Genomic DNA, 15,916 nt, shown 5'->3' on the forward strand with positions numbered 1-15,916 from the left:
ATGTCATCTCAGTTCACCCATATTAATGCCGCCGGCGAAGCCACCATGGTGGACGTATCAGCAAAAGCCGAAACGGTGCGCGAGGCGCGCGCGGAAGCCTTCGTCACGCTGTCAGCGCAAACACTGTCGATGATTATCAATGGGCAGCACCACAAAGGTGATGTGTTCGCCACCGCGCGTATTGCCGGGATTCAGGCGGCCAAACGCACCTGGGAACTGATTCCGCTGTGTCATCCTCTGCTGTTAAGCAAAGTGGCGGTGGAACTGACGGCCGAGCCCGAGCACAATCGGGTGCGTATCGAATCGCTGTGCCGTTTAACCGGTAAAACCGGCGTGGAGATGGAAGCGCTGACCGCCGCCTCGGTAGCCGCGTTGACCATTTATGACATGTGCAAAGCGGTGCAAAAAGACATGATTATCGGCCCCGTGCGGTTGTTGGCAAAGAGCGGTGGTAAATCCGGAGATTTTCAGGCGGAGGTGAAATGATCAACGTGCTGTTTTTCGCGCAGGTTCGGGAACTGACGCAAACGGATTCGCTTAGCCTCCCTGCGGAATTTCCCAACGTGGAGGATTTGCGTCAGGCGCTGGCCGCGCGCGGTGAACGCTGGGCGCTGGCGCTGGAATCCGGCAAACTGCTGACGGCAGTGAACCAGACGTTGGTCGAGCCCTCACATCCGCTGCGTGATGGTGATGAAGTGGCGTTTTTTCCACCGGTAACCGGAGGCTGATGATGTCAGTGAACCCACAACCTGAAACCCGTATTGAGGTCGGCACCGCGCCGTTTGACGTGGGGCAGGCCTATCAGTGGCTGGCGCAATGTGACGAAGACGGTGCCGTGGTCACGTTCACCGGCAAAGTGCGCAACCACAATCTGGCTAGCGATGTGAGTGCCTTGACGCTGGAGCACTATCCGGGAATGACAGAGAAAGCGCTGGCGGAGATCGTTGAGCAAGCCAGAGAACGCTGGGCGTTGCCGCGTGTCTATGTGATCCACCGTGTCGGGCCGCTCTTTCCTGGCGATGAGATCGTGTTTGTTGGCGTGAGTGCGGCGCATCGTCAGGCTGCCTTTGACGCTGCGCAATTTATCATGGATTACCTGAAAACCCGCGCGCCGTTCTGGAAACGGGAAGCGACGCCAGAAGGCGATCGCTGGGTGGATGCGCGTGACAGTGACCATGCCGCGGCTGAACGCTGGTAATTAACGTTCGTTGATGTTGGCGTGATTTTCGCCACATGCGGCACAGCGCCATGTGATACACTTATCAATGGTGGGCGATGCACGCCCGAGTCACAATCTCTGTCTGCGATGCCAGACAGCAACGTAAGGGTAGTATCATGGATCGGTTCCCTCGTTCAGGCGATTCGATAGTCGAACGCGCTAATAGCGGCCTTCAGGCGTATATGGCGCAGGTTTATGGCTGGATGACCTGCGGTTTATTGCTGACGGCGTTTGTTTCCTGGTATGCGGCACAATCCCCCGCGATAATGAGTTTCGTCTTTTCCAGCCGGATTACCTTTTTCGGGCTGATCATTGCTCAGTTGGGATTGGTGTTTGTGATTTCCGGCATGGTACAGCGCTTGAGCGGTAGCGTGGCGACAGGGCTGTTTATGCTCTATTCGGCGTTGACCGGGTTGACGCTCTCCAGCATCTTTATTCTCTATTCAGGGCAATCGATCGCCAGCACCTTTGTCATTACGGCGGGGATGTTTGGCGCCATGAGCCTGTACGGTTACACCACCAAACGCGATCTGAGCGGCCTGGGCAGCATGCTGTTTATGGGCCTGATCGGTATCGTGCTGGCGTCGTTGGTCAATATCTGGCTGAAAAGCGATGCCTTGATGTGGGCCGTGACCTATATCGGCGTGGTGGTGTTTGTGGGTTTGACGGCCTACGACACGCAAAAATTGAAAAATATCGGTGAGCAACTCTCTGCCGACGAAAGTGACAATTTCCGCAAATATGCCATCGTCGGCGCATTGACGCTCTATCTGGATTTTATCAACCTGTTCCTGATGCTGCTGCGTATCTTCGGCAACCGCCGCTAAGACGCAACAAGACAAATCGCCCCGTGCGTAATACGTGCGGGGTTTTTTTTTGGGCGTAACGTGGCCATTACCGTAGGGTTGACGTTGAGGTTTGTAACCTACTTGGTGATTATATTTTGATGGATGTAACCTAATGGGTTACAATTTTATTGATACCGAGCATGGATGCGCAGATGGAAAAGAAAACTCCACATACCCGTCTGCACGTCGTGCAGGCCATGGTTGCAGAGGGAAAAGTCAGGGCAACACGATCGGCGCTTGATTCAGCTGACGAACTGAATCTCGATTTTGATGGAATGTGTGCCGTAATCGTGGCACTGACCCGTCAGGATTTTTACAAGAGTATGACCACATACCACGATCATACGGTGTGGCAGGATGTGTATCGACCGATGATAAAGGGTATCAGGTTTTATATGAAAGTGACGGTACTCGATGATGTACTCATCGTCTCATTTAAGGAGAAGTAGAATGAAATGTCCTCAGTGTGGCGGTGCCGACATGGAGCAAACTGTAAAAGATGTTCCGTATTCATGGCGGGGTAAAAAAACGATCTTGCAGCAAATTCGAGCGTCACATTGCCCTCAGTGTGGTGAAGCCGTGATGGACAAAGCCGAGTCGGCCGAGTACATGGCGAAAGTGGTCGAGTTTAAGAATTCGATCATCAATGATACGGTCAAACCGGCGTATATCATGAACGTACGAAAGAAACTCGAATTATCGCAACGTGAAGCCGGGCGGATATTTGGTGGCGGTGATAACGCATTTTACCGGTATGAAGCGGGAAAATCTCAGCCGCATCCTTCTACGGTGAAATTGCTGAGACTTCTCGATCGTCACCCTGAGTTGCTAAGCGAAATCTGTGGTTGAGTTGAGCAAAAATCGATGACGGTTCACGACATATTTCGCCGAAACAACCCGTAGGCCGCGCTGCCAGTGGTCGCAGTAATAGCCAGCAACGGCCACAGGCTGTGCCATATCACGCTGAAATCGGCTCCTTTAAGGTAAATCTGCTTGGTGATGTCAGTGAAATGGCGGATGGGATTTACCCAGGTCAGGTTCTGTAGCCACAGCGGCATGTTTTCCACCGGTGAGACGTAGCCTGAGAGCAGGATGGCGGGCATCAGAAAGACGAACACGCCGATAAACGCTTGCTGCTGCGTGGCGCACAGCGACGAAATCAGTAAACCAAATCCCACCAGCGACAAGCCGTACAGCAGCATAGCGCCATAGAACAGCAGCAGTGAACCGGCAAACGGGATGTGGTAAGCGAAGATCCCAGCCAGCAGCACGATGGTGGCCTGGCCGGTGGCGACAATCAGCGCCGGGACCGCTTTACCAACGAATATTTGCCAGGTCGCCAGCGGTGACACCAGCAGTTGATCCAACGTTCCCTGCTCACGTTCGCGCGCTACAGAGAGCGCTGTCACAATCAACACTCCGATGGTAGTGATCATGGCGATAAGCGAAGGCACCACAAACCACTTGTAGTTCAGATTGGGGTTATACCAGTGACGGACCACCAGCTCGCTCTGGTTGCTGCGCGTTTTTCCTGCCATCAACTCCCGCTCGTAATCCTGAACAATCTGCTGTATGTCATTTGCCGCAATTTGCGCGCTGTTAGAACGCCGTCCATCGAGAATCACCTGAAGCGAGGTGCTGCTGCCGTGGGCAAGGTCGCGCGAGAAGTCGGGCGGGAACCGCACCAGCAGCAACGCTTTCTGATTGTCGATAGTAGGCGCAATGGCCTGTGGGCTGCGCAGGGTCAATACCTGAGAAAAGGTGCGCGCGTTGGCAATGCGCTGTGTCAGTTCAATTGATGCGGGTCCACTGTCTTCACTGTAAATAGCGATGGTGGCATTGGTGACATCCAGCGTCGCGGCGAACGGGAACAGAGAGACCTGAAGCACTACCGGGAGCACCAGCAGGCTACGGGTTTGCGGTTCGCGCAGCAGCGATTGTAGCTCTTTGACGATCAGCGTCCATAAGCGGTAAAACATCGCGATCCCTCCTAATCCAGTCTGCGCCGCGTTTTTAACGCGGTCAGCCCGATGAAAAACAGCGTGGCAAGGCTTAAAAAGCCGAGATTGACCAGCAAGATGCTGACCACGTTACCCGTGAGGAACAAGCTTTGCAGCGTACTGACGAAATAGCGTGCGGGGATAACGTAGGAGACGGCGCGTACCAGCGCTGGCATGCTGTCAATTTCAAAGATAAATCCGGAGAGCATGACTGCCGGCAAGAACGCGGCGTTCAGTGCCACCATCGCTGCATTGAACTGGTTGCGCGTCAGGGTGGAAATCAGCAGCCCCATGCCGAGGGTGCAGGCGAGAAACAGGCTGCTGATGCCAAACAGTATCCAGAGCGATCCGCGATAGGGAACACGCAATACGAAGACGGCCACCACCATGCACAGCACCATGGCTATCATGCCCAAGCCATAGTAGGGGATCAGCTTGGCCAGCAGCAGCTCTGCGCGCGTGACCTGGGTTGACAGCAGCGCTTCCATGGTGCCGCGCTCCCATTCTCGGGCTATTACCAACGAGGTCAGGATGGCACCAATGACGGTCATGATAATGGTGATGGCACCGGGAATGATAAAGTGCTGGCTGACGGCTGCCGGGTTAAACCAATAGCGTAGCTGTACTTCAATCGGTTGTGAAAATGTTCCCCCCTGAGCCAACGCGCGCTGCTCCTGCCAGACCTTCCAGACCCCTTGCACATAGCCGGAAACGAAATTGGCGGTATTCGGCTCGCTGCCGTCGGTGATCACCTGTAGCGGGGCCAACCCTCCGGGTCGTGATAACTGTTCGGCAAAGTCGCTGGGGATAGTGACCAAACCGCGAATACGTCCCGCCTGCATCAACTGAATCAACGTCTGGCGGTCGCGGCTGATGGTCGGTTCAATATAGGGGGAGGCGGCAAAGGTTTGGGCCAAATCACGCGCCGCTTCACTCTGTTCTTCCAGCAGAATACCGACGCGTAAGCGACTGGAATCGAGATTGATGCCATAGCCAAAAATAAACAACAACATCAATGGGATGACAAATGCAATCAGGCTGCTGCTGGGATCGCGCACGATCTGCTTGCTCTCTTTGCGACACAATGCCCGCAAGCGCCGCCATGAAAAGGTGGTGCTGCCCGACACGGGTTTGCTGTTAGCGTTAGTCATGTGCATTCTCCGTGTCGTAGGCATGAATCAGGGCGATAAACGCCTGCTCCATGGTGGGATCGGGCATGTCTGGCGTAACAACCTGCTGCTTTAAGGCATCGGGTGTTCCGCTGGCAATCAGTTTGCCGCGATAAACCAGACCGATACGATCGCAATATTCCGCTTCATCCATAAAGTGCGTGGTCACCATGACGGTCACGCCCCGATTGACCATACCGTTGATGTGCATCCAGAACTCACGGCGGGTGAGGGGATCGACGCCGGAGGTGGGTTCATCAAGGAACAGGATATCCGGTTCGTGCATTAAAGCGCAGGCCAGGGCTAAGCGCTGTTTGAATCCAAGCGGCAGGGCATCGGGTGTTTGTCGGCTTATTGGCGCAAAGTTGAATGCCTGTGTCATGGCCGCGACTTTGTCGCGTTGCTGGCGGCCACGTAGACCGTAGACGCCGGAGAAGAAACGCAGATTTTGTTCTACTGTCAGGTTACCGTACAGGGAAAATTTTTGTGCCATGTAGCCCAGATGCTGACGCGCTTTGCCTGAGCTGATGTTAAGGTCCATGCCCAGCACGCGCGCATGGCCTTCACTGGGCGTGAGCAGGCCACACATCATCTTGAAGGTGGTTGATTTCCCTGCGCCGTTGGGGCCCAGCAGGCCAAAAATCTCGCCGCGTCGCACGGTAAAATCGACTCGATCGGTGGCGACAAATTCGCCGAATTTTTTGGTCAGATGACGGGCTTCAATCACCTTGTCGTCGCCGTCATCGGGGATGAGCGGCATAATACGCGCCAGTGACGAATCGCCTTTCGGGCCGCCGCCCAACAGGTCGATAAAGGCATCCTCAAAACGGGGCGCTGTCACGTCGATGTTGTCCGGCGTCAGCGGGAGCGTATCACACAGGCTGTTCGGGGTTGCGCCTGCCTTAAGCATCAGGCGTAAATACTTGCCTTGAATCACGCCATCGCTGACCGCGGGATGTTGCAATGCCTGTTGCAGCAGCGTGCGGTGTGCAACGCCATCGGCATGCGCCAACACACAGCGCCCGGCCATGGTGGCAGTAAGATCTTGCGGCGCGCCGCGATACAGCAGTTCGCCGTTATTCAGCAGAAGCACATCACGACACTGTTCTGCTTCATCAAGATAAGAGGTGCTCCACAGGATCAGCATGCCGTCGTCGGCGAGTTCATGCACCATGCGCCACAGCTCGCGCCGCGAAATGGGATCAACCCCGACGCCCGGCTCATCCAGCAACAGCACGTTAGGCTGGCCCAGCAGGGTACAGGCCAGCCCCAGCTTTTGCTTCATGCCGCCAGAAAGCTTTCCGGCCAGACGCGTGGTAAAGCGCGTGAGGTCGGTAAAAGTCAGCAATCGTTCAAAGGTGTCCTGCCGCTGTGTGCCGATAATGCCGCGCAGGTCGGCGTAAAGCGTCAGGTTTTCCATCACGCTCAGGTCTTCATACAGCCCGAACTTTTGCGGCATATAACCGAGGATGGCGTGCAGTTGCCGGTCATCCTGTACTGGATCGAGCCCCATTACGCGCAGGGTCCCGCTGCTCGGCGTTAACAAACCGGCCAGCATGCGAATCAACGTCGTTTTACCCGCGCCGTCCGGCCCCACCAGGCCGATAACCGCACCGGCATCAAGCGTGGCCGTCAGCGGTTTCAGCGCGGGCGTGGTGCTGTCAGGGAAGGTTTTCTCTACCCCATCCAGCGTAATGCTCGGCAAGGGGCTGTTCATGGCGTTACGTTGTCAGCGGCGAAGCGCAACGTTACCGGCATACCCTGGCGCAGCAGGTCGTCCGGATCGCTCACGATAATACGCAACCGGTAAACCAGATCGGTGCGTAACGCTTGTGTTTCTACGCTTTTCGGGGTGAATTCTGCGCTCGGTGATACAAATCCGACCGTGCCGTGGTAGGGGCGGTCTGGGCGACTGTCCGTGTAAATCAGCACGTCTCGTCCCGGTTTCGCTTGCCCGAGCTGCGGCTCGTCAATGTAGGCGCGAATCCATACCGGGCGGGTTAACGAGAGGGTGAATACGGTGCCGCCCGCGCTTAGCATGCTGCCTGCTTCTACGGCGCGTGTGAGGATCACGCCATCAGAAGGGGCTGTTAGCGTGGTATCGCTCAGATCGAGAATGGCCTGTGCCTGTGCCGCTTGTGCTTGCGCCAGTGCAGCCTCGGCGGTGGTAATTTCCTGCGGGCGGTTACCGCTTTCGAATTGGCTCAATTTCTGTTTAGCGGCTTGCAGCGTAGCAAGTGCCTGCTGACGCGCCGAGCGGGCATCATCCAGCGTATTTTGTGCCACGGCACCTTTGCCCCACATGCCTTGCTGGCGTTGATAGAAACGGTCGGCGTAATCATAGGCCGCCTGCGCCAGGTCCACTTGAGAACGCACCTGAGCGACTTCTTCACGCCGGTAACCTTCCGCAAGCAGTGCCAACTGGGCCGCCGCGCTGGCAACATTGGCGTCAGCCTGACGCAGCGCATTATGGTGCGGTGCGGCATCCAGCGCCGCGATCGCCTGTCCCGCCTTGACGCTGTCGCCCTCATCCACCTGCAAGGTTGCCAGACGTCCACTGACGCGAAATGCCAGATTCACCGTGCGAATATCCACGTTACCGTACAGCGTGATGGGGGTGTCGCGGTGCGCATAGTGCGTCCAGCCCGCATAGAGTGCGGCTGCCAGCAGCAAAAGCACCACGATGGTCACGCGCGATTTAACTTTATTCATGAAAGGCGTCCCTTTTTGACCGGCTGAAGGCATCAGCGATGATGTGCGGCTCTCAGGCCGTCAAGCACCAGTGTTATGTGTTGTGTCACCACGTCGTTAATCACCAGACTCTGTTCCAGGCCGATGTCGTCCCAGCCCGCACGTAGGCGTATGGTTTCCCGAGCAACGCGGAACGCCAGCGCTTCACCGATCAGCGCATGGGCGTGGATAACGGTTCTACGATCGTTGCTGTCTAACCCGGTGTAACCGGCGACCAGTTGTGTCATCAACTGGTGCATGGGCGCGATAATGCGCTCGTGCATCAGCGGGTAGGCATCCGTCGGTGACAACTGCTCGCGCGACATAAAGCGGCTGAAGTGTAAGGTTTCCGGGCTGGTCATCAACCGGGTAAAATTCAGTACCAGTTTTTGCAGATAAGCCATGTAACGCTCTGGCGTGCCTGCGGGCTGTTGCAGGTACTCGGTAATTTCTGCGCGCAAAGGGAGATAGGTGTGCGCCACTTCATCGGCACTAGCGCTTGCTACCGCACGATATAACCCCTCTTTGGAGTGAAAATGATAGGTGATGGCCGCGATGTTCTGCCCGGCACGGCGGGCAATATCGCGCGTGGTGGCGGCTTGCAGGCCAAACTCGCCAAACACTTCAAGGGCTGCCTGTAACAGTCGCTGCTTGGTGTGATCGCCACGTGTGGACGATGTTGCCTGAAATAACATGGCATGCCGCCTTTTTAATCAATCGTATGATTAAATTTAGCCTATTCTCGTTTTTTATACGTGATTACCATCACGTTGCTGAATGTGAGCCCGTATCTGCTCGATGGCACTGACGCGAATAATTCAGAATAGTAGCTATCAGGATGGCATATCAGGAAGGTGAAATCTCTGTTACACTAGCGGCCTTATGCACCGTAGTTTGTGCCCGTTCATTGTGGTTGTTGCTCACGTCGTTATTCCTTGGTTGATGGTGGCTCAGCAAACCCGCCTGATGTTCCCCCTGGAAACTGCACCGGCTTTGGCTCGGTCAGGGTGGATCTGGAGTTGTTTTCTCTATGTCTTTTTCATCTCTCGGCCTGAGCGCCGATATTCTCCGTGCTGTTGAAGAACAGGGCTATCGTGAACCTACGCCGGTACAACGCCAGGCGATTCCGGTGGTGCTGTCTGGGCAGGATTTGATGGCAAGTGCGCAAACGGGTACCGGTAAAACCGCCGGATTTACCCTGCCGCTGCTGCAACTGCTGAGCACCAAGCCCAGTGACGTTAAAGGCCGTCGCCCGGTGCGTGCATTGATCCTGACGCCGACGCGCGAACTGGCCGCCCAGATTGGCGAAAACGTGCAGGCGTACAGCAAGTACCTGCGCTTGCGCTCGCTGGTGGTGTTCGGCGGCGTCAGCATCAACCCGCAAATGATGAAGCTGCGCGGTGGCGTCGACATTCTGGTGGCAACGCCGGGGCGTCTGCTGGACCTGGAACACCAGAATGCGGTCGATCTTTCTCATATCGAGATTCTGGTGCTGGATGAAGCGGATCGCATGCTGGACATGGGCTTTATTCACGACATTCGCCGCGTGCTGGCAAAACTGCCCGCCAAACGCCAAAACCTGCTGTTTTCTGCCACCTTCTCTGATGAGATCAAAACGCTGGCCAATACGCTGCTGACCCGTCCGGCGTCGGTCGAAGTGGTGCGTCGTAATACCCCATCGGAACTGGTGACCCAGAACGTGCACTTTGTCGATAAGAAACGCAAGCGCGAACTGCTCTCCTTGCTGATCGGCAAAGAGAACTGGCAGCAGGTGCTGGTGTTTACCCGCACCAAGCACGGTGCTAACCATTTGGCTGAGCAATTGGGCAAAGACGGTATTACCGCCGCGGCTATCCACGGTAACAAGAGCCAGGGGGCGCGTACCCGTGCGCTGGCGAATTTCAAAGAAGGGTCGATTCGGGTGCTGGTGGCAACGGATATCGCCGCGCGCGGTCTGGATATCGATCAACTTCCGCACGTGGTGAACTACGAGCTGCCCAACGTGCCGGAAGATTACGTGCACCGCATTGGTCGTACCGGGCGTGCGGAATCTACCGGTGAGGCGCTGTCGCTGGTGTGTGTGGATGAGCACAAGCTGTTGCGCGATATCGAGCGACTGCTGAAACGCGAAATTCCGCGCATTGCCATGCCGGGCTTTGAGCCCGATCCGAACATCAAGGCAGAGCCGATTCAAAATGGCCGCCAAAGCCAGCGCGGTGCACCGCGCGGCGGCGATCGTTCCGGCAGTGAACGCCACAGTACGGCACCGCGCCGCCAGCGCAGTGGCGAAGGCTCTCCTTCTGGAGAGCAACGCCGTGGCGGTCAGGGTAAACCTGCCGCATCGCGCCCGCAGGGTAACGGTCAGCGCCGTCCGGCACGCGCCAGAAGCGAGTAATAAAAGCGTTCGCAGGGGAGCTGTCATTCCCCTTTACTCGCCCCTCGTCATCCTCGGCTTCTCCCTTGTCATCCTCGGCGAAAGCCGGGGATCTCTGACAGAAGAAACACGCGCAGTCTGCCAGAGATTCCCGCTTGCGCGGGAATGACTGTATTCGGCAGGCCTTCCCATTACCCTGGTTTATCAGTAAGCTGCTTAACTCGCCCTCATCCGCAAGCCGACGCGCTTTGCCCAATAAAGACTGAATAATGAGAACAGCCGCCCCCGGTATCACTGAAGATGGTCTGCCGACCCCGCAGCGACACTATGCCATGTTGACCATTGCCATCAGTATCACGCTGGCAGTGATGGATGCCGTGGTTGCCAATGTAGCGTTGCCAGTTATTGCTACGGATTTCAATATTAGCGCGGCCAGCGCCATCTGGATTGTTAACGGTTATCAACTGGCGGTGGTGGTATGCCTGATTCCGTTCGCGCGTTTGGGCGAGATTTACGGCTATCGCACGGTGTATATGTACGGGTTGACCCTGTTTATCCTGTCGTCTCTGGCCTGCATGTTGGCGAACAGCATGCCGCTGTTAACGCTGGCGCGCGTGGTGCAGGGCATCGGCGCGGCAGGGCTGATGAGCGTGAACACCGCGTTAATCCGCTACATTGTGCCGCGCGCCAAGCTGGGCGGGGCGATTGGTATTAACGCGTTGGTGGTTGCCATGGCTGCCACTGTAGGGCCAACGCTGGCGGGAGGGATTTTATCCGTAGCTTCCTGGCCGTGGCTGTTTGCCATCAATCTGCCCCTTGGCCTCGCGGCCATTGTGTTGGCGATGCGCAGTCTACCGGATAACGATCGAAGCCAGCAGCCGTTTGACAGTGTGAGCGCGCTATTGAGCGCTCTGATGATCGGTTTGGCGATCACCGCCATCGAGAGCATCGGTCATAAAAGCAATGCCGTGCTGATCGGTGGGCAACTGGGGCTGGCACTGGTGGCGACCATACTGCTGGTTCGCCGGGAAGCGTCGGCCACTGCGCCGCTGTTCCCGTTTGATTTGCTGCGCATTCCAGTGTTCAGTTTGTCGCTGGCGACCTCAATCGCCTCCTTCACCACGCAGATGCTGGCCTTTGTTTCTCTGCCGTTTCTGTTTCACCATGAACTGGCGCTGACTCCGGCCGAAGTGGGGCTAATGATGACACCCTGGCCGTTGGCAACCGGCGTCATGGCTATGGTGGCTGGCAGACTTTCCGATCGGATGTCACCGGCGATACTGGGCGGTGTTGGCTTGCTGCTGCTTGCCGTCGGGATGCTGGCATTGAGCCAGCTTTCCCCGGTCACCACCCTGGCTGATATTGCCTGGCGCATGGCCCTGTGCGGCGCCGGTTTCGGGTTATTTCAGTCGCCCAATAATCGTTTGTTGGTCACCTCAGCACCGCGCCAGCGTAGCGGCGCTGCGGGCGGCATGCTGGGTACCGCGCGTTTGATAGGGCAGTCAAGCGGCACCGCGCTGGTGGGTATGTTGCTGGCACGGTTTGATATGCAGGGCGGTTACTATGCGCTTTATATGGGGTGCGGCACCGCTGCGCTGGCGTGCTTGTTGAGCTTCACCCGCCAGGCCTTCAATCCCTCGGTTGCGGATAAAGGTTAGCGGCAGAGTAACGCTTGCTTTTCCTGCCCGCCTCAGTACCATGGCGGGCTGATTTAACCGGCGCGCCGTGCGGCGTCCTGATGAGCTCAATAGCGTTATGCGTATCCTTCTTGCGCCCATGGAAGGCGTTCTCGATGCCCTGGTGCGGGAACTGCTGACCGATATCAATGACTACGATCTGTGCGTCACCGAGTTTTTACGCGTGGTGGATACGCTGCTGCCTGTCAAATCCTTCTACCGCCTTTGCCCTGAACTGCACCATGCCAGCCGGACGCCCTCCGGCACCCAGGTACGCATTCAATTGCTGGGACAATATCCGCAATGGCTGGCGGAAAACGCGGCGCGTGCGGTGGCGCTCGGTTCCTACGGCGTTGACCTCAATTGTGGCTGTCCGTCCAAACTGGTGAATGGCAGCGGCGGTGGCGCCACGTTGCTCAAAGATCCTGAACTGATCTATCAGGGAGCGAAAGCGATGCGTGAAGCGGTGCCGCGTCATCTCCCGGTGACGGTGAAAATTCGTTTAGGCTGGGATTCGGGCGATCGTCAATTTGAAATTGCGGATGCTGTTCAGCAAGCGGGCGCTACCGAGTTGGTGGTTCATGGGCGCACTAAAGAAGACGGATACAAAGCGGAGCGCATTAACTGGGCGGCCATTGGTGAAATCCGTAAGCGCTTATCGATCCCGGTGGTGGCGAATGGCGAAGTGTGGGACTGGCAAAGCGCCCAGGATTGCATCGCGGCTACCGGGTGTCAGGACATTATGATTGGGCGCGGCGCGCTTAACGTGCCTAACCTCAGCAAAGTGATTAAATACAATGCATCGCCGCTGCCCTGGCCCGAAGTGGTCGCGTTGTTGCAGCGCTATACCCAACTTGAGAAGCAGGGTGATACTGGCATGTATCACGTGGCGCGCATCAAGCAGTGGCTCGGTTATTTGCGAAAAGCGTATGCTGAGGCCGACGATCTGTTTCGCCAAATTCGAACCCTGACCACGTCAGAGGCCATTGCGCGAACCATCTCCGCACTGGCCTGACAGGGTGGTAGGCCGTATTGTCAGAAGGCAGCGGTGTTAAACGCAATGCGCCAAGGAGCGCGACGATGTTACCTGAGAATCCCCTTGCCGCGCTGTTGGCGCGCTCACCCGTGGTGATCCTGGACGGTGCGCTGGCTACCGAACTGGAAGCGCGCGGCTGTGATTTGTGCGATCCGCTCTGGTCGGCGAAAGTGCTGCTGGAAGCGCCCGCGTTAATTTATCAGGTGCATTACGACTATTTTGCTGCGGGGGCGCAATGCGCCATCACCGCCAGCTATCAGGCGACGCCGCAGGGTTTTGCGGCGCGTGGGCTGAGCGAAGCAGAAGCATTGGCGTTGATCGCGCGCAGCGTCGAACTGGCGGTGCGTGCCCGAGAAGATTATCGCGCGGCGCATCCCGATGCGGGCGCGCTGCTAGTGGCGGGATCGGTGGGGCCGTATGGGGCTGTTCTGGCGAATGGCGCGGAGTACCGTGGCGATTATCAGCTCCGGCAGGCGGAGATGATGGCATTCCACCGGCCGCGCATCGCCGCGTTGGTTGACGCGGGCGTTGACGTGCTGGCATGCGAAACCCAGCCCTCGTTGCCGGAGATGGCCGCTCTGTTACAGTTGCTGCGCGAGTTTCCCTCTATCACAGCCTGGTTCTCGTTTACCCTGCGTGATGAGCAGCACATCAGCGATGGCACCCCGCTGTGTGACGTTGTGGCGCTGTTGGATAACCATCCGCAAGTTGTCGCCATGGGCATAAACTGCGTCGCAGTGGACAGTGCGACGACGGCGTTAGCGCATTTATCCTCACTGACATCCCTGCCGCTGGTTGTCTATCCCAATTCCGGCGAGCATTATGATGCTACCACTAAACGCTGGCGCGCAACCGGGGAACAGGCGTGTGCGTTGACCGCGCATCTGTCAGCCTGGAGAGCCGCGGGCGCGCGCCTGATCGGTGGGTGCTGTCGCACCACACCGCAGGATATTGCCGCTATTTCTCATGCATGCAGGCATGAGGTGCATCATCATTGAGGGAGACATCATGACCAACGAGACCGAAGGCGCTTATCGCCAACTGTGCGACACACTGGCACTCACTTTACCCATCACTTTTCTTGATATCGCTGCCGAGCAAACCGTTGTCATGTCGTCGCCGGACGCTGAAGCGTTGCGGCTGGCGGTAGGGTATGAAAAAACCGCCGCGACTTTTTTTCGCCATCTGCCCCCGACGCCAGACGAAATGGAACGGGCAATCATGACCGTAGAGGATGAAGTCACACGCATTCGCCATCAGGTGGATACGCAACATCCCCTTTATCTGTGCGATCCGGCACTGGCGTCATTGGCCGAGGCGACCGGCGTGTCGGCCAATGCGCACGGCTGGCATATTGAGCAGGACGATATCGAGCGACTGTTTAAACGTTTCGAACAGGTGATGCTGGGCCGCCCCGCCAGTTGGGAAGCCATTCCGCTGGACAACGCATTTACTGCCCGTTTGCTGATTTTGCGCGAGTTTATGCACCACCTGGGCTATCTGTCGGTATTTATTGTTAACACCACGGCCAGCGAGTCCCTCTAACGCTTGCCTCTGCGCGCAGTCTCAGGGTAAGGTCAGATTTTCTCTGACCGTTGGTAGCGTGTTTATGGACATCCACGATCTGCATGACAACCCCGCGCGCATTGCTTGCGTTGCCGCATTGCTCTACGCCGAATGGTCGGCGTTTCCCCGCTGGTCGAGTGCGCCAGCCATTGAATCAGCGCTACGTCAGCGCGGCGTGGCGAGCGATTACGCCTTCACGCTGGGCATGTTTACTCCCGATGACAATGCGGTTGCCACCGCCAGTATTATCCGCTATGAGTTGCAAGATTGCCCGGAACGAGAATACTGGCTGGGTGAAGTGGTCACGGCTCCTTCGCAGCGCGGCAAAGGGTTGGCCACCGCGCTGGTGAATGCCTGTGTGGCGCGCTGCCAGCAGCAGGGCATCGAGATGCTGTATTTGTATACGCCCGACAAGCAGGCGCTCTATGCCCGAATGGGTTGGCAACCGCTAGAGCAGCGCCCGGTGGCGGGAGAAATTGTCACTGTGATGCGTTTATCGCTCGGAAAGTGAAACATGCTGGCAGACTGTGTGATGAAGTCTATTATCTGTGGTAGGTTTGACATAGTAGCGGATATGCAGGCTGTGTTTTATCCAAAGGGACAGCCGTAAGCAATGCCATGAGGGTTCTGGCGGCGCTGGCGGCCTCGTCGTTCACCGGACGTGGAGAAGAGTCATGACGACACACTTTTTGGGGAAATATGAGATTGAGCTGAAATTCAAGATTAAGGATATTAGCGATTTTCGTGACATTTTATTAAGTCTTCATCCAGAAGCTTTCGTGTTTGAGAATAATGAATACGATATCTATTACGATGACCCGCACGCCTCGCTACAAAAAAGAAATATGAGCATGGTGTTACGGGCTATGTCGCCTTCTGGAATTAAATTATGGATTGTTAAAGGTCCAGAGAAAAGGCGTTGCGAGGCTGTTAATATCGAATCATTCGAAAAAGCGGACAGCATGTTGCATACGTTAGGCTATATTCCCATTCATCGCGTGAATAAAACCCGCAGTATCTATTTCCTCGATCAGTTCCATATCACTCTCGACTATATTGATATACTGGGACACTACGTGGAAATATCGGTGATGACCGATGACGAGGCTGCGCTGTCAGACCTGGAAGAGGCCTGCGTGCAGTGCGCGCTGCGTCTGGGGCTGGATATGGAAAATAAAGAGCCTCGCTCATATCGTCAATTATTGGGTTTTTGACGGTGTCAACCTGGATTAAACTCGATGCATAGAATTGGCAAAAGGATTTATCATTCTATGATCGAGTTAAAATAATTATTCTGT

At 56.4% G+C, this 15,916-nt stretch carries 18 protein-coding genes; 13 read left to right on the forward strand and 5 right to left on the reverse strand.

The genetic code is table 11. From position 1 onward, the window contains the following. The 6 genes from moaC (at position 1) to J5067_RS01730 (ending at position 2,916) form a co-directional block, all read left to right on the forward strand. Positions 1–486, forward strand: a complete 486-nt coding sequence (gene moaC, locus J5067_RS01705) for a cyclic pyranopterin monophosphate synthase MoaC (protein ID WP_264650282.1) — start codon at positions 1–3, stop codon at positions 484–486. Then, the gene (gene moaD, locus J5067_RS01710) at positions 483–728 is read left to right on the forward strand and encodes a molybdopterin synthase sulfur carrier subunit (RefSeq protein WP_264642125.1); all 246 of its coding nucleotides are present in this window, start codon (positions 483–485) and stop codon (positions 726–728) included. The genes moaC and moaD overlap by 4 nt, the downstream gene beginning before the upstream one ends. A gap of 2 nt (positions 729–730) precedes the next feature. Further along, on the forward strand, positions 731–1,198 hold the full coding sequence (gene moaE, locus J5067_RS01715) for a molybdopterin synthase catalytic subunit MoaE (RefSeq protein ID WP_264650826.1): 468 nt from the start codon (positions 731–733) through the stop codon (positions 1,196–1,198). A 137-nt stretch (positions 1,199–1,335) separates the two neighbouring features. Beyond that, positions 1,336–2,046, forward strand: coding sequence for a Bax inhibitor-1/YccA family protein (locus tag J5067_RS01720; RefSeq protein ID WP_264650283.1), 711 nt, complete (start codon positions 1,336–1,338; stop codon positions 2,044–2,046). A 173-nt stretch (positions 2,047–2,219) separates the two neighbouring features. Then, a complete protein-coding gene (locus J5067_RS01725) occupies positions 2,220–2,516 on the forward strand; it encodes a type II toxin-antitoxin system MqsR family toxin (protein WP_264650284.1) in 297 nt (98 codons plus the stop codon). Position 2,517: 1 nt separating this feature from the next. After that, positions 2,518–2,916, forward strand: a complete 399-nt coding sequence (locus J5067_RS01730; RefSeq protein ID WP_264642127.1) for a type II toxin-antitoxin system MqsA family antitoxin — start codon at positions 2,518–2,520, stop codon at positions 2,914–2,916. Positions 2,917–2,939: 23 nt separating this feature from the next. Here the strand turns inward: J5067_RS01730 and J5067_RS01735 are convergent, their stop codons facing one another. The 5 genes from J5067_RS01735 to cecR are packed head-to-tail and all read right to left on the reverse strand — an operon-like array spanning position 2,940 to position 8,661. Continuing rightward, positions 2,940–4,046 carry an ABC transporter permease gene (locus J5067_RS01735; protein ID WP_264650285.1) on the reverse strand — a complete coding sequence of 369 codons (1,107 nt, stop codon included), beginning with the start codon at positions 4,044–4,046 and terminating at the stop codon, positions 2,940–2,942. A gap of 11 nt (positions 4,047–4,057) precedes the next feature. Continuing rightward, positions 4,058–5,224: an ABC transporter permease gene (locus J5067_RS01740; protein WP_264642129.1), complete on the reverse strand. Its 1,167-nt coding sequence runs from the start codon at positions 5,222–5,224 to the stop codon at positions 4,058–4,060. After that, positions 5,211–6,953: an ATP-binding cassette domain-containing protein gene (locus tag J5067_RS01745; protein WP_264650286.1), complete on the reverse strand. Its 1,743-nt coding sequence runs from the start codon at positions 6,951–6,953 to the stop codon at positions 5,211–5,213. The genes J5067_RS01740 and J5067_RS01745 overlap by 14 nt, the downstream gene beginning before the upstream one ends. Further along, the gene (gene hlyD / locus J5067_RS01750; protein WP_264650287.1) at positions 6,950–7,948 is read right to left on the reverse strand and encodes a secretion protein HlyD; all 999 of its coding nucleotides are present in this window, start codon (positions 7,946–7,948) and stop codon (positions 6,950–6,952) included. The genes J5067_RS01745 and hlyD overlap by 4 nt, the downstream gene beginning before the upstream one ends. A 32-nt stretch (positions 7,949–7,980) precedes the next feature. Continuing rightward, entirely contained in the window at positions 7,981–8,661 is a 681-nt protein-coding gene (cecR, locus tag J5067_RS01755; RefSeq protein ID WP_264650288.1) for a transcriptional regulator CecR, read from the reverse strand. A gap of 335 nt (positions 8,662–8,996) precedes the next feature. On the opposite strand from cecR, the gene rhlE reads away from it, so the two are divergent. The 7 genes from rhlE to cyaB all read left to right on the forward strand — a co-directional run bounded on the left by rhlE (position 8,997) and on the right by cyaB (position 15,832). Continuing rightward, a complete protein-coding gene (rhlE, locus tag J5067_RS01760) occupies positions 8,997–10,361 on the forward strand; it encodes an ATP-dependent RNA helicase RhlE (protein ID WP_264642133.1) in 1,365 nt (454 codons plus the stop codon). A 248-nt stretch (positions 10,362–10,609) separates the two neighbouring features. Next, the gene (locus tag J5067_RS01765; RefSeq protein WP_264650289.1) at positions 10,610–11,998 is read left to right on the forward strand and encodes an MFS transporter; all 1,389 of its coding nucleotides are present in this window, start codon (positions 10,610–10,612) and stop codon (positions 11,996–11,998) included. Positions 11,999–12,095: 97 nt separating this feature from the next. Next, positions 12,096–13,031, forward strand: coding sequence for a tRNA dihydrouridine(16) synthase DusC (gene dusC, locus J5067_RS01770; RefSeq protein ID WP_264642135.1), 936 nt, complete (start codon positions 12,096–12,098; stop codon positions 13,029–13,031). Positions 13,032–13,096: 65 nt separating this feature from the next. Next, the gene (mmuM, locus tag J5067_RS01775) at positions 13,097–14,050 is read left to right on the forward strand and encodes a homocysteine S-methyltransferase (RefSeq protein WP_264650290.1); all 954 of its coding nucleotides are present in this window, start codon (positions 13,097–13,099) and stop codon (positions 14,048–14,050) included. A 10-nt stretch (positions 14,051–14,060) separates the two neighbouring features. Further along, a complete protein-coding gene (locus J5067_RS01780; RefSeq protein WP_264642136.1) occupies positions 14,061–14,597 on the forward strand; it encodes a hypothetical protein in 537 nt (178 codons plus the stop codon). A gap of 64 nt (positions 14,598–14,661) precedes the next feature. Next, a complete protein-coding gene (locus J5067_RS01785) occupies positions 14,662–15,129 on the forward strand; it encodes a GNAT family N-acetyltransferase (protein ID WP_264642137.1) in 468 nt (155 codons plus the stop codon). A gap of 163 nt (positions 15,130–15,292) precedes the next feature. Beyond that, entirely contained in the window at positions 15,293–15,832 is a 540-nt protein-coding gene (cyaB, locus tag J5067_RS01790) for a class IV adenylate cyclase (protein WP_264642138.1), read from the forward strand. Positions 15,833–15,916: the final 84 nt, after the last annotated feature.

The organism is Candidatus Symbiopectobacterium sp. NZEC151 (assembly GCF_025962655.1).
Classification (GTDB): domain Bacteria; phylum Pseudomonadota; class Gammaproteobacteria; order Enterobacterales; family Enterobacteriaceae; genus Symbiopectobacterium.

Coding starts and splice junctions, on each gene's coding strand:
- moaC (WP_264650282.1), top strand. CDS start 1: ATGTCATCTCAGTTCACCCATATTAATGCCGCCGGCGAAGCCACCATG.
- moaD (WP_264642125.1), top strand. CDS start 483: ATGATCAACGTGCTGTTTTTCGCGCAGGTTCGGGAACTGACGCAAACG.
- moaE (WP_264650826.1), top strand. CDS start 731: ATGTCAGTGAACCCACAACCTGAAACCCGTATTGAGGTCGGCACCGCG.
- J5067_RS01720 (WP_264650283.1), top strand. CDS start 1,336: ATGGATCGGTTCCCTCGTTCAGGCGATTCGATAGTCGAACGCGCTAAT.
- J5067_RS01725 (WP_264650284.1), top strand. CDS start 2,220: ATGGAAAAGAAAACTCCACATACCCGTCTGCACGTCGTGCAGGCCATG.
- J5067_RS01730 (WP_264642127.1), top strand. CDS start 2,518: ATGAAATGTCCTCAGTGTGGCGGTGCCGACATGGAGCAAACTGTAAAA.
- J5067_RS01735 (WP_264650285.1), bottom strand. CDS start 4,046: ATGTTTTACCGCTTATGGACGCTGATCGTCAAAGAGCTACAATCGCTG.
- J5067_RS01740 (WP_264642129.1), bottom strand. CDS start 5,224: ATGCACATGACTAACGCTAACAGCAAACCCGTGTCGGGCAGCACCACC.
- J5067_RS01745 (WP_264650286.1), bottom strand. CDS start 6,953: ATGAACAGCCCCTTGCCGAGCATTACGCTGGATGGGGTAGAGAAAACC.
- hlyD (WP_264650287.1), bottom strand. CDS start 7,948: ATGAATAAAGTTAAATCGCGCGTGACCATCGTGGTGCTTTTGCTGCTG.
- cecR (WP_264650288.1), bottom strand. CDS start 8,661: ATGTTATTTCAGGCAACATCGTCCACACGTGGCGATCACACCAAGCAG.
- rhlE (WP_264642133.1), top strand. CDS start 8,997: ATGTCTTTTTCATCTCTCGGCCTGAGCGCCGATATTCTCCGTGCTGTT.
- J5067_RS01765 (WP_264650289.1), top strand. CDS start 10,610: ATGAGAACAGCCGCCCCCGGTATCACTGAAGATGGTCTGCCGACCCCG.
- dusC (WP_264642135.1), top strand. CDS start 12,096: ATGCGTATCCTTCTTGCGCCCATGGAAGGCGTTCTCGATGCCCTGGTG.
- mmuM (WP_264650290.1), top strand. CDS start 13,097: ATGTTACCTGAGAATCCCCTTGCCGCGCTGTTGGCGCGCTCACCCGTG.
- J5067_RS01780 (WP_264642136.1), top strand. CDS start 14,061: ATGACCAACGAGACCGAAGGCGCTTATCGCCAACTGTGCGACACACTG.
- J5067_RS01785 (WP_264642137.1), top strand. CDS start 14,662: ATGGACATCCACGATCTGCATGACAACCCCGCGCGCATTGCTTGCGTT.
- cyaB (WP_264642138.1), top strand. CDS start 15,293: ATGACGACACACTTTTTGGGGAAATATGAGATTGAGCTGAAATTCAAG.